This window comes from Paracoccus sp. SY, assembly GCF_002901215.1.
Taxonomy (GTDB): domain Bacteria; phylum Pseudomonadota; class Alphaproteobacteria; order Rhodobacterales; family Rhodobacteraceae; genus Paracoccus; species Paracoccus acridae.
Map to the genome: position 1 here is coordinate 19,657 of NZ_NWMQ01000004.1, position 12,345 is coordinate 32,001.

At 64.8% G+C, this 12,345-nt stretch carries 14 protein-coding genes; 11 read left to right on the plus strand and 3 right to left on the minus strand.

Annotated features, from left to right (window positions below; translation table 11 throughout):
- Positions 1–37: 37 nt before the first annotated feature.
- Positions 38–511, minus strand: coding sequence for a DUF3576 domain-containing protein (locus tag CK944_RS05015; RefSeq protein ID WP_103171955.1), 474 nt, complete (start codon positions 509–511; stop codon positions 38–40).
- 255 nt (positions 512–766) lie between these two features.
- Between CK944_RS05015 and CK944_RS05020 the strand changes: the two genes are divergently transcribed.
- The 7 genes from CK944_RS05020 to hspQ all read left to right on the plus strand — a co-directional run bounded on the left by CK944_RS05020 (position 767) and on the right by hspQ (position 7,165).
- Complete coding sequence (locus CK944_RS05020) at positions 767–1,801, plus strand: porin (RefSeq protein ID WP_103171956.1); 1,035 nt, start codon at positions 767–769, stop codon at positions 1,799–1,801.
- Between the two features lie 69 nt (positions 1,802–1,870).
- The gene (locus tag CK944_RS05025; RefSeq protein ID WP_103171957.1) at positions 1,871–2,524 is read left to right on the plus strand and encodes a YggS family pyridoxal phosphate-dependent enzyme; all 654 of its coding nucleotides are present in this window, start codon (positions 1,871–1,873) and stop codon (positions 2,522–2,524) included.
- 87 nt (positions 2,525–2,611) lie between these two features.
- The gene (locus CK944_RS05030; RefSeq protein ID WP_103171958.1) at positions 2,612–3,760 is read left to right on the plus strand and encodes a phosphoserine transaminase; all 1,149 of its coding nucleotides are present in this window, start codon (positions 2,612–2,614) and stop codon (positions 3,758–3,760) included.
- Positions 3,761–3,868: 108 nt separating this feature from the next.
- A complete protein-coding gene (gene serA, locus CK944_RS05035; protein WP_103171959.1) occupies positions 3,869–5,458 on the plus strand; it encodes a phosphoglycerate dehydrogenase in 1,590 nt (529 codons plus the stop codon).
- Between the two features lie 57 nt (positions 5,459–5,515).
- Positions 5,516–6,253: a metallophosphoesterase gene (locus CK944_RS05040; RefSeq protein ID WP_103171960.1), complete on the plus strand. Its 738-nt coding sequence runs from the start codon at positions 5,516–5,518 to the stop codon at positions 6,251–6,253.
- Complete coding sequence (locus CK944_RS05045; protein WP_103171961.1) at positions 6,244–6,708, plus strand: CreA family protein; 465 nt, start codon at positions 6,244–6,246, stop codon at positions 6,706–6,708. The genes CK944_RS05040 and CK944_RS05045 overlap by 10 nt, the downstream gene beginning before the upstream one ends.
- Before the next feature lie 124 nt (positions 6,709–6,832).
- Complete coding sequence (hspQ, locus tag CK944_RS05050) at positions 6,833–7,165, plus strand: heat shock protein HspQ (RefSeq protein WP_103171962.1); 333 nt, start codon at positions 6,833–6,835, stop codon at positions 7,163–7,165.
- On the opposite strand, the gene CK944_RS05055 is transcribed toward hspQ, so the two are convergent.
- Both CK944_RS05055 and CK944_RS05060 read right to left on the minus strand, forming a co-directional pair.
- Complete coding sequence (locus tag CK944_RS05055) at positions 7,162–7,584, minus strand: ATP-binding protein (protein WP_239985964.1); 423 nt, start codon at positions 7,582–7,584, stop codon at positions 7,162–7,164. The two genes, hspQ and CK944_RS05055, sit on opposite strands and share 4 nt — an antisense overlap.
- 70 nt (positions 7,585–7,654) lie before the next feature.
- On the minus strand, positions 7,655–7,981 hold the full coding sequence (locus CK944_RS05060) for an STAS domain-containing protein (RefSeq protein ID WP_103171964.1): 327 nt from the start codon (positions 7,979–7,981) through the stop codon (positions 7,655–7,657).
- A gap of 274 nt (positions 7,982–8,255) precedes the next feature.
- Between CK944_RS05060 and CK944_RS05065 the strand changes: the two genes are divergently transcribed.
- From CK944_RS05065 to CK944_RS05080, 4 genes are all read left to right on the plus strand, one after another.
- Entirely contained in the window at positions 8,256–9,665 is a 1,410-nt protein-coding gene (locus tag CK944_RS05065) for a circularly permuted type 2 ATP-grasp protein (RefSeq protein WP_103171965.1), read from the plus strand.
- An 11-nt stretch (positions 9,666–9,676) separates the two neighbouring features.
- Positions 9,677–10,633 carry an alpha-E domain-containing protein gene (locus tag CK944_RS05070; RefSeq protein ID WP_103171966.1) on the plus strand — a complete coding sequence of 319 codons (957 nt, stop codon included), beginning with the start codon at positions 9,677–9,679 and terminating at the stop codon, positions 10,631–10,633.
- On the plus strand, positions 10,633–11,475 hold the full coding sequence (locus tag CK944_RS05075; RefSeq protein WP_103171967.1) for a transglutaminase family protein: 843 nt from the start codon (positions 10,633–10,635) through the stop codon (positions 11,473–11,475). The genes CK944_RS05070 and CK944_RS05075 overlap by 1 nt, the downstream gene beginning before the upstream one ends.
- Positions 11,476–11,609: 134 nt before the next feature.
- A complete protein-coding gene (locus CK944_RS05080; RefSeq protein ID WP_103171968.1) occupies positions 11,610–12,335 on the plus strand; it encodes a peptidase in 726 nt (241 codons plus the stop codon).
- Positions 12,336–12,345: the final 10 nt, after the last annotated feature.

Sequence of the window (12,345 nt, forward strand, 5' to 3'; positions counted from 1 at the left end):
GGTCCAGCCTGTAGGGCGGGGTTCTACCCCGCCGACGTCACAGCCGCCCGTCCTGGATCCGCAACTGCCGCGCGCGGGTCAGGATCGCGTCCTCGACCGCGCGGACGGTTCCCGGCTCGACCGCTGCGCCACCCGGCCCTTGCAGGGACAGTTTCAGGCTGCGGGCGTCCAGCGCCGGATCGGCGATCTTGATGGTGGCGCGATAGGACCGGCCCCCGCCCGGGGGCGTGCCGTATCCGGTCTGGATCACCCCGGTGAAGGGATCGACGGTCTGCACCGGCAGGAAGTTCAGCACCTCCAGGCTGGCGTTCCACAGGTACTTGTTCACGCCGACGGTGGTGTTGGGGTTTTCCGAACTGCGAAACGCGTCCCAGATGGTGGTGCGGCGAACCTCGGGGCGCATGTCAGGGCTGTCGGTCGGTCCGGCGTTCCGCCCCCCGCCCCCGCAGGCAGCCAGTCCGGCGCAAAGCCCGGCTGCGATCATCAGGCGCGCGGCGCGTGCGATTTTCATGCGGTCCCCCGTTTTTCGCGTCAGGCCACGCTTTAGCGCGGATCGCCCCTGCCCGACAAGCGCCTTGGGCCGCGGCCCGGCATGTCTCGCGCAGGGGGATCACAGAAAGGTGTGGCCCTTGTGCATCACAGAATCCGCCAAGGCTGAGGCAGGGGCGCGATTCCGTTGCATCGTGGCAGCGGACAGGGGAAACAAGCTGCATACCCAAGGCGGTAATGCCGGTTTGGGCATCAGAGAGACAAGAGGGAACTTGACATGAAAAAGGCTCTTATCGCCTCCACCGCGCTGGTCCTGACCGCTGGTGCGGCTGCTGCCGACGTCACCATCTCGGGTTACGGCCGTACCGGCGTGATCTATTATGAAGACGCGCAACAGACCGGCACCGACCTGCTGGGCCGTGGCGGCAGCGATACCCAGGTCATCTCGCGCCTGCGGATGAACATCGATGCCGCGACCTCGACCGACCAGGGCGTGGACTTCGGCGCGCGCTTCCGCCTGCAGTGGGACCAGAACAGCGGTTCGCGCGGCGATGGCGGCGTTGTCAACGCCGGCAAACTGTTCGTGACCTCCAGCGGCCTGACCGTCGAAGTCGGTAACGTCGATACCGCCCTGGACTCGGCTGGCCTGCTCTATGCCACGGAACTGGGTTCCTATGACCGTTCGGTCGGCGGCAACGCCCTGGGCTCGTTCTTCGCTTACGAATCCTCGAAATACAGCAACGTGAACCGTCTCGGCATCGCTGCAAAGTACTCGATCGCTGGTGCGACGGTTCGTGCGTCCTACGTCGACCCGGACCAGACCAACCTCGACGAAGATCTGGTCGACGAACAGGAAGAATTCAGCCTCTCGGTCGACTACACCTGGAACGAGCGTCTGGAACTGTCGGCTGGTCTGGCGCTGAACGGCGCAGGCAACGACGATCACGACGTGTACTTCATCGGTGCCCGCTATGCGGTCATGGAAAACGCCCGCATCGGTCTGAACTGGATCGACAACGGCGATGCAGGCAGCCCCGTCGGCCTGACCTCGTCCGACGCTGACTTCGACCCGCTGAATGACGACCTGGGCAACACCGTCGCCCTGTACGGTGACTATACCCTGGCCGACGGCCTGACCAACATCGAAGCCTATATCGCCAACAACAGCGGTGACTGGGCAGCGAAAGAGACCGACAACGCGTTCGGTATCGGCGTGAACTACGACCTGGGCGGTGCTCGTCTGGGCGCCTCGCTGCAGCGCGACTATCAAGAGCGCGTGACCGCCGACATGGGCGTGCGCTTCGACTTCTGATCCCCGGATCGGACGTCAGACTTGAGAGCGGGCCTTGCGCCCGCTCTTTTCTTTTTGTCTTGTCGCCTCATGGGACTGGATGACATCAAGCGCCGCATCAGCGCGGCAGAAGAAAAGGCAGGGCGCGCACCCGGCAGCGTCACGCTGATCGCGGTCAGCAAGGTGCAGCCCGAGGACCGCGTGACCGCCGTGCTGGATGCGGGTCACCGCGTCTTTGGCGAAAACTATGTGCAGGAAGCGCAGGGCAAATGGCCCGGCTGGCGCAGCCGCTGGCCCGGCGTGGACCTGCACATGATCGGGCCGCTGCAATCCAACAAGGCCAGGGCCGCGGTCGAGCTGTTCGACGCCATCCACACGCTGGACCGCATGAGCCTGGCCCGCAAGCTGGCCCAGCAGATCGCCCAGCAGGGCCGCAGCCCGCAGCTGTTCATCCAGGTCAACACCGGGGACGAGCCGCAGAAGGCAGGCATCCTGGCCGACGAATTGCCGGTCTTTCTGTCATCCTGCCGCGACCTTGGCCTGTCGGCGCAGGGCTTGATGTGCATTCCGCCCGAGGGCGAAGATCCCCTGCCCCATTTCCGCCTGCTGCGCGCCTTGGCCGCCGATCACGGGTTGCCGAACCTGTCGATGGGCATGAGCGCGGATTTCGAAACCGCCATTGCCGAAGGCGCCACCCATGTCCGCGTCGGTTCCGCCATCTTCGGGGCGCGCGACTACGGCTGATTTCTTCTTGCGCAATGCCCTGGCCCCGCGTATTCCCGGCGGTGGGACACCCTTCCCCAACGAAGGGCTTTTAGCTGGAAGGCTGACATGAAGGATCTGACGATCCCGGCTGCGCGCCCGGTCAATCCGCGCTTCTCCTCTGGCCCTTGCGCCAAGATCCCCCATTACACCCTGGACCTGCTGTCGGACGCCCCGCTGGGCCGCTCGCATCGTGCCGCCATCGGCAAGGCGAAGCTGGCCGAGGCCATTGACCTCACGCGCGAGGTCCTGGGCGTTCCCGCCGATTACCGCATCGGCATCGTCCCCGGTTCCGACACCGGCGCGGTCGAGATGGCGATGTGGTCCCTGCTGGGCGCTCGCCCTGTCGAGATGCTGGCCTGGGAAAGCTTTGGCGAAGGCTGGGTCACCGATGCCGTGAAGCAGTTGAAGCTGGACGCGACCGTCCGCAAGGCCGATTACGGCAGGATCGTCGATTTCGCGCAGGTCGATTTCGACAAGGATGTCGTCTTTACCTGGAACGGCACCACCAGCGGCGTACGCGTGCCGAACGGCGACGCGATCCCGGCCAATCGCGCGGGCCTGACCATCTGCGACGCGACCAGTGCCGCCTTTGCCATGGACCTGCCCTGGGACAAGCTGGATGTGGTCACCTTCAGCTGGCAGAAGGTGCTGGGCGGTGAGGGCGCGCATGGGATGCTGATCCTGTCGCCGCGCGCGGTCGAACGGCTTGAGAGCTATACCCCCGCCTGGCCCCTGCCCAAGATTTTCCGCCTGACCAAGGGCGGCAAGCTGATCGAGGGCATCTTCAAGGGCGAGACGATCAACACGCCCTCGATGCTGGCGGTCGAGGATTACCTGGTCGCGCTGAAATGGGCACAAGGCCTGGGCGGCGTGAAGGCGCTGATCGCGCGGGCCGATGCCAATGCCAGGGCCGTGCGGGACTTCATCGCCAACAAGGACTGGATCGCCGACCTGGCCGAGGATCCGGCCACGGCATCGAATACCAGCGTCTGCCTGCGCTTCACCGATCCGGCCATCAAGGACGGTGCGGCCTTTGCCAAGGCCGTGGCCAAGCGGCTGGAGAAAGAGGGCGTGGCGCTGGATGCCGGCGCCTATCGCGATGCGCCGGCGGGTCTCCGGATCTGGTGCGGATCGACGGTCGAGACCAGCGATGTCGCGGCGCTGATGCCCTGGATCGAATGGGCCTATCGCGCCGAATTGGCCGCGCAGGCGTAAGCGAAGCCGGGGGACTTTGCGTCCCCCGGACTCCCTGCAGGATATTTCCACACAGAAGATGAACAGCGCCCTGGGGTGAAGGGTGCCGCATGAGAAGGATGAACTGACATGCCGAAGGTTCTCGTGTCCGACAAGCTGTCGGAAACCGCCGTCCAGATCTTCCGCGACCGCGGGGTCGAGGTGGATTATCTGCCCGACCTGGGCAAGGACAAGGAAAAGCTGGCCGCCGTGATCGGTCAGTATGACGGCCTGGCAATCCGGTCCGCGACCAAGGTCACCGAAAAGCTGTTGCAGAACGCCACCAACCTCAAGGTGATCGGCCGCGCAGGGATCGGGGTGGACAACGTGGACATTCCGGCGGCCTCGAAGAAGGGCGTGATCGTGATGAACACGCCATTCGGCAACAGCGTCACCACCGCCGAACACGCCATCGCCATGATGTTCGCCGTGGCGCGCCAGCTGCCCGAGGCCAGCGCCAGCACCCATGCCGGGAAATGGGAAAAGAACCGCTTCATGGGGGTCGAGCTGTTCAACAAGACCCTGGGCGTGATCGGCGCGGGCAATATCGGGTCGATCGTGATCGACCGCGCCCTGGGGCTGCACATGAAGGTGCTGGCCTATGATCCGTTCCTGTCGCCCGAGCGCGCCAAGGAGATCGGCGTCACCAAGGTGGAACTGGACGAGTTGCTGGGCCGCGCGGATTTCATCACCTTCCACGTTCCCTTAACCGAGAAGACGAAGAACATCCTGTCGCGCGAGGCCATCGCCAGGCTGAAGCCGGGCGTGCGCATCATCAACTGCGCCCGCGGTGGGCTGGTCGATGAGGAAGCCTTGGCCGAGGCGCTGAAGGAAGGCCGCGTCGCGGGTGCCGCCTTTGACGTCTTCGCGGTCGAACCCGCCACCGAAAGCCCGCTGTTCAACCTGCCCAACGTGGTCGTCACCCCGCATCTGGGCGCATCGACCACCGAGGCGCAGGAGAACGTGGCCCTGCAGGTGGCCGAGCAGATGTCGGATTACCTGCTGACGGGCGCGGTGCAGAACGCGCTGAACATGCCCTCGGTCACGGCCGAGGAAGCCGCCGTCATGGGGCCGTGGATCAAGCTGGCCGGCCATCTGGGCGCCTTCGTGGGCCAGATGACGGACGAGCCGATCAAGGCGATCAACGTGCTGTATGACGGCGTTGCCGCGACCATGAACCTGAACGCGTTGAACGCGGCGGTGATCGCGGGCGTGATGAAGGCCACGAACCCGGACGTGAACATGGTATCCGCCCCGGTGATGGCCAAGGAACGCGGCGTTCAGGTGGCCACCACCACCCAGGACAAGGCCGGCGTCTTCGAGGGCTATATCAAGCTGACCGTTGTCACCGACACGCGCGAACGGTCCATCGCAGGCACCGTCTTCAGCGACGGCAAGCCGCGCTTCATCCAGATTCGCGGCATCAACATCGATGCCGAGGTCGGGCAGCACATGCTCTATACCCGCAACAAGGACGTGCCCGGCGTGATCGGGGCGCTTGGCATGACGCTTGGCGATCTGGGCGTGAACATCGCGAACTTCACGTTGGGCCGGTCGGCACAGGGGAACGACGCCATCGCGATCCTGTACCTGGACGAGCCGATCAGCGACGAGGCCCTGGCCACGCTGCAGAAGACCGGCAAGTTCCTGCAGGCCCGCCGCCTGCAGTTCGAGGTTTGACGATCCCGCCGCGTCCCCTTACGCAGGGGGCGCGGCTTTTCATGCAGCGGGGCGGTGATGCGGCTTTACGTCATTGGCGATGTCCATGGGCATCTGGACAAGCTGAAGGCCGCGCATGACCGCGTCTTTCGCGATGGTGGCCGGAATGCGGTCATCGCCCATGTAGGCGACCTGATCGACCGGGGGCCGGATTCGCGCGGTGTTGTCGAATACCTGATGACCGGTCAGGCCCAGGGGCGGCCCTGGACGGTGACGCGGGGCAATCACGACCGCTTTCTGCCGCAATATGTAATGCAGCCCGACTGGGTCGATCCGGGCCTCAGTTCCAGGCTGCACTGGACCCTGCATACCGCATTGGGTGCGCCCGAGACGCTGCGGTCCTATGGCGTCGATCCCACCCTGGCCCCGGATCGGATGCTGGCCGAGGCCAAGCGCGCGGTGCCGGGCGCCCATGTGGCCTATCTGGCATCGCTGCCGCTGTATTTCCTGCATCCGCTGGCCCTGGTCGTTCATGCGGGCGTCCGGCCGGGCGTCGATCTGCAAGACCAGGCCGAGGAGGATCTGGTCTGGATCCGGCAGGATTTCCTGAACAGCCCCCTGGATCACGGGCCGCTGGTCGTCCATGGCCATACCGCGATCCAGACTGCCACCCATTACGGCAACCGCCTGAATGTCGATGGCGGCGCGGCCTATGGGCGCCCCCTTTGCGCGGTCGTGATCGAACGGAATGGCGTGCATCTGCTGACCGACGACGGCCGCCTGCCCCTGGAACCGGAGAACCTGCCATGCGGCTGACCGCCCTTGCCCTGCTGATGCTGCCCACCTTGGTCGGGGCCGAGGAGATCGCCCAGGTCGGCGTCGATTGGATCGGCAACGACATCGTCATCGAGGCGGTCGCCGATCCGGTCGTCGGCGGCGTCACCTGCCACCTGGCCTATTTCGAACGCTCCGTTCTGGACCGTCTCAGCCAGGGCAACTGGTTCGAGGATCCCTCGAACAGCGCCATCCAATGTGCGATGACCGGCCCGGTCGAAGTCGGCACGCTGCGGCCCGGCCGCCCCGAGGACGTGTTCAGCGAGGGCCGGTCGCTGCTGTTCAAGTCCTTGCGCGTCAAGCGGATCTATGACGACAAGAACCGGGTGCTGATCTATCTGGCCCATGCCAGCGAGTTGAGCGAGGGGTCCGCCAAGATGTCGATGTCCACGGTGGCCCTGCCGCCCGACGCCTCCGGCGGGCCAGGGGCGAATTAGGATCCGCTTGCAGTCGCCGCCGAAGCGCGGCAGCCGCGGAAATCGTGCAAATGCTGGTGATCTGGTGGACAGAATCGCGCTGCGGGATTAAAACAGCCGGCAGGCCCGAAGCAGTGGAACATTCATGCAGCTGAACAATCGAATTGCCAAATTCAGCCTGGGTCAGGTCGTCCGCCATCGGAACCGTCCGTTTCGCGGCGTGATCTTCGATGTGGATCCCGAATTCGCCAACACCCAGGAATGGTACGACTCCATTCCTGAAGACGCGCGCCCTGCCAAGAACCAGCCCTTCTATCATCTTTATGCCGAAACGGAGGCGACCTATTACGTCGCCTATGTCTCGGAACAGAATCTGGTGCCGGACCAGTCCGGCGAACCCCTGGACCACCCCGACATGTTCGAGATGTTCGGCGACTTCGAAGACGGGCGCTATCCCTTGATGGGTCCGCTGAACTAGGCGTGATAGGGCACCGTGAATGCCAGGCAGTTGCGCTGGCCTTCGCGGTAATAGCACAGCGATTGCGTCAGCCCCTGGATCAGGCACCAGCCAAACCCCCCTTCCGGCAAGTCGAGCGGATCAAGCGCCGGCAGGGTCCGTGGCAGCAGGCAGTCGGCGGGCAGCTTGCCGCCATCGTCGGTGATGGCGCAGGACAACCCGTTGTCGTGCATGACCACGCACAGATGCATCGACCGGGCGTCCGGCGCGGGCATGGCCGTGGCGCTTGCATGTTCGGCCACGTTGTTCATCACCTCGGCCAGAACCAGTTCCAGCCGCCCCATCGCATCGGCGCTCACCTCCTTGGCGAAGCGGATGCGCAAATCCTCCAACGTCTGCCGCACGTCCTGGGGTTCGGCCTGCAGCACGCGGTGAAACATCGGCTGCGTCCGGATCGCTGGACGGGGCTTGGGTCCGGCATTCTGCCGTTCGCTGGAACTCATGAAACAACTACTCCTGTAAGGTGGTGGCCGGTCGTATGTCGAAGACGCTGTCCATCCGCGTCAGCCTGAAGACGCGTTCCACGTTGGGGGTCAGCCCTTCCAGGACCAGCGGAAGGGATTCGGGCAGGGCCTTTCGCACCGCGATCATCGCGCCAAGGCCCGAACTGTCCATGAAATCGACACGCCGCATGTCCAGGCGCACAGGCTTGCGACCGCGCAGCACGATTTCCCGCAACCGGTCCTTGAACCGCGTGGCGATGGCGGCATCGATGCGCGCTTCCTCCACGACCACGATCAACTGGGTTTCGGTTTCGTTGACGATCAATGTCGGCATGTCGTTCCCCTGCGCTTCCTGAAACCAGCCTTAAGGGCAAAAGATTACGATCCGGTAAGCGCCACGACATGTCCCGAAGGATGGGGCCGGCGCCTTCACATTGCCCGAAATCACGGCAGCGGCCGCGTGGCGGATGCCCTGTTGCCCAAAACACGGCCCTCGCCTGCGGAACTTTCGCGCAACGACCGCTATTCCTCTGTGGACTTGGAAAAAACCGTCTCCGATCATCAGCGGAAGAAGGCCTGCGAAGGGTCCGGGATCAGCGGGTGGACGAATGAGCTATTACAACGAGATGTACGAAGGATCGCGGGTCCGCGAACCCTATGCCCGGCTCAGCCAATGGGTCGAGACGATGCCCGCCGATTTCCGGCAGATGAAGCAGGCCGAGGCCGAGGCCCTGTTCCGGCGGATCGGCATCACCTTCGCCGTTTATGGCGAAGGCGGCGACCCCGACCGGCTGATCCCCTTCGACATGATGCCCCGCGTCTTTGAACAATCCGAATGGCGCAAGCTGGAACGCGGCATCAAGCAGCGGGCCCGCGCCCTGAACGCCTTTTTGCGCGACGTCTATGGCCGGGCCGAGATCGTGCGCGCGGGCCGCATTCCCGCCCGGCTGGTTTACCAGAACGACGCCTATGAGAAGGCCGTGGTGGGCGTCGTGCCCCCGCGCGGGGTTTATTCCCATATCATCGGCATCGACCTGGTGCGCACCTCCAAGGACGAGTTCTTCGTGCTGGAGGACAACTGCCGCACCCCGTCAGGCGTCAGCTACATGCTGGAAAACCGCGAGATCATGATGCGGATGTTCCCCGGCCTGTTTCGCGGCAACCGGATCGAGCCGGTGGACCAGTATCCCGACCTTCTGCGCCGCACGCTGGAATCCGTCGCGCCCGCCAAGTGCAACGACCGGCCGACCTGCGTGGTCCTGACGCCGGGCCATTTCAACAGCGCCTATTACGAGCACAGCTTCCTGGCCAACCTGATGGGCGTCGAGCTGGTCGAGGGGGCGGATCTGTTCGTGGACGGCGAATTCGTCTTCATGCGCACGACCCAGGGGCCGAAGCGCGTCGATGTCATCTATCGCCGGATCGACGACCCGTTCCTGGATCCGCTGTGCTTCCGCCCCGATTCGATGCTGGGCGTGCCGGGGCTGATGGATGTCTATCGGTCCGGGGGCGTGTCGATCTGTTCCGCGCCGGGCGCGGGCGTGGCGGACGACAAGGCGATCTATACCTTCGTGCCGGAAATGGTCCGCTTCTATCTGGGCGAGGAACCGATGTTGCAGAACGTCCAGACCTGGACGCTGTGGAAGGACGACGATTACCGATACGTCATGGAAAACCTGCCCGACCTGGTGGTGAAGGAGGTCCACGGATCGGGCGGATACGGCATGCTGGTCGGCCCGAAGTCCACGAAAGAGGAGATCGAGATCTTCCGCAAGAAGATCGAGGCCGATCCCGGCAACTATATCGCCCAGCCAACGCTGGCCTTGTCCACCTGCCCCACCTTCGTCGCCGAAGGGCTGGCGCCGCGCCATGTGGACCTGCGCCCTTATTGCCTGTGCGGCGACCGGATCGAACTGGTGCCGGGCGGGTTGACCCGCGTGGCGCTGCGCAAAGGCAGCCTTGTCGTGAACTCGTCGCAGGGCGGGGGCGTCAAGGACACCTGGGTCCTGTCGGAATAAGGGGGTCAGAGATGCTCAGCCGCACCGCCGCGAACCTGTTCTGGATGGGCCGCCACTTGGAACGCGCCGACACCGCCGCGCGCCTGCTGGACGTGGGCCAGCGGATCACACTGCTGCCCAATACCGCCTCGGGCTATCAGAACGAATGGAATTCCCTGCTGCAGGCCTCGGGCACGGCCAGCCTCTTCGCCGACAAATACGGCGAGATCAGCCAGGAGAACATCGAGGAGTTCATCTTCTTCGACCGCGACAACCCGTCATCCGTCATGTCCTGCATCGAACGCGCGCGCGAGTCCGGCCGGATCGTGCGCACCGCGCTGACCAGCCAGGTCTGGGACGCGCTGAACATGGCCTATCAGGAACTGCGCCGGATCCAGAAGATGCCGCGCGACAAGATCGACACCGCGGCGCTGACCGATGTGACGACCAGCCACACCTCGACCGTCAGGGGCGCGATCAATGCGACCCAGCTTCGCAACGACGGCTGGCATTTCATGAACCTGGGCTATGGGCTGGAACGGGCGGACGCGACGGCGCGGCTCTTGGACGTGAAATACTATGTCCTGCTGCCTCGGATCGAATTCGTGGGATCGGGTCTGGACACCTATCAATGGCAGGTGATCCTGCGGGCGCTGTCGGCGCATCGGGCCTATCACTGGGCCTATGGGGGCGACATCACGGCGGGACGGGTCGCGGATTTCCTGATCCTGAACGGGGAAAGCCCGCGGTCGCTGATCACCTCGCTTTACGAGGCGGTGTGGAACCTGGAAGGGCTTGCCAAGCGATATGGCGAAACGGTGCCGACCAATGCCCGCGACAAGGCGCGCGAGGTGCTGAGCCGTTTGCAGGCCCATGACATCGACATGGTCTTCGACGAGGGGCTGCACGAATTCCTGACCTGGTTCATCGGGGAAATCGGCACGATCTCGACCCTGGTCCATGAGGATTACCTGCTGGGGGGATCGTGATGAAGCTGCGGATCTTTCATCAGACCGTCTATCGCTATGACCGGCCGGTCCGGAACCTGGTGCAAAGCCTGCGCCTGACGCCTTCGGTGTTCGAAGGGCAGCGCACGCATGACTGGGCGATCACCGTGTCGGGGGGCACCCGCGGCCCCGGTTTCCGCGACGGGGCGGGCGACTGGATCGAAGGCTGGACCGTGCGCGGCCCGACCGAGGAGGTGACCGTCACCGTCACCGGCCGGATCGAGACGCGCGACACGGCGGGCGTCCTGCGGGGACATCGCGAACTGATCCATCCGCTTGCCTATCTGCGCGACACCGTGGCGACGGAACCGGAGGCAGGGCTGCGCGATCTGGCGGGTTCGGTGACGGACGCGGCCGATCCCCTGGCCTTAGCGCATCGGCTGTCGGCCAGCGTGTCGGACGCGATCGCCTATGCCCCAGGCCAGACGGAATTCCATACCACCGCCGCCGAGGCGCTGGCGCAGGGGCAGGGCGTCTGCCAGGACCATGCCCATGCGCTGATCGCCGTGGCACGGTTGCGCGACCTGCCCGCCCGCTATGTCTCGGGCTATCTGCGCAGCACCACGGAGGGAGAGCCGCACGAGGCAGCCCATGCCTGGGCCGAGATTCATGTGCAGGGCCTGGGCTGGGTGGGCTTCGATCCCGCCAACCGCTGCTGCCCGGACGAACGCTATGTCCGGCTGGGTTCGGGACTGGACGCGTCGGACGCGGCCCCGATCCGGGGGATCGCGGCGGGCCAGGGGATCGAGACCCTGGATGTCGCCGTGAGTGTCGAGGAGGTGGAGCGCTTCCAGAACCAGAGCCAAAGCCAGACGCAAAGCTAGGGGTCTGCCGACCCCTCTTGGCCTTCGGCCAATTCACCCCGGCGGATATTTGAGCCAAAGTGAATGGAAAGGCCGATTGCGGCCTTACCCCGTCGCCTTTAGATTGCGGCCATCATGACGGGGAAGACGCAGCCATGACCTATTGCGTCGGCTTGAAGCTGAATGCCGGACTTGTGCTGCTGTCGGACACGCGCACCAATGCCGGGCTGGACAACATCGCCTGCTATCGCAAGATGTTCTTCTTCGAGGAACCGGGCGAACGCGCCATCGTGGTGATGACCGCCGGGTCCCTGTCGGTCACGCAGACCACGCTGGCCCGCCTGAACGAGGCCATCCATGACGAAATGGCGGACGAGACGACCTCAATCATGAAGGCTCAGACGATGCTGCAGGTCGCCACGATCATCGGCGACACGCTGTCGCGCACTCGGCGCGAGATCGCCGAACAATGCCGCGACCTGCGCCAGCAGGCATCCGCCAGCATGATCGTCGCGGGCCAGCGGCAGGGCGGCGACATGCGCATGTACCTGATCTATCCCGAAGGCAATTTCATCCAGGCGACCGACGACACCCCTTTCCTGCAGATCGGCGAACACAAATACGGCAAGCCGATCCTGGACCGCGTGGTGACGCCGGACACCAGCCTGGCCGATGCGCAGAAGGCCGTGCTGCTGTCGATGGATTCGACCCTGCGGTCGAACCTGTCGGTGGGCATGCCGCTGGATCTGGCGATCATCGAGGAAGGCGCCTGCGCCGTCACGCATCGCCGCCGGATCGAGGAAGGCGACGCCGATTTCGCCCGGATGAGCGCGGCCTGGTCCGCCGCCCTGCGCGACAGCTTCGTCAGGGTGACGATCTGAATTCCGCGCC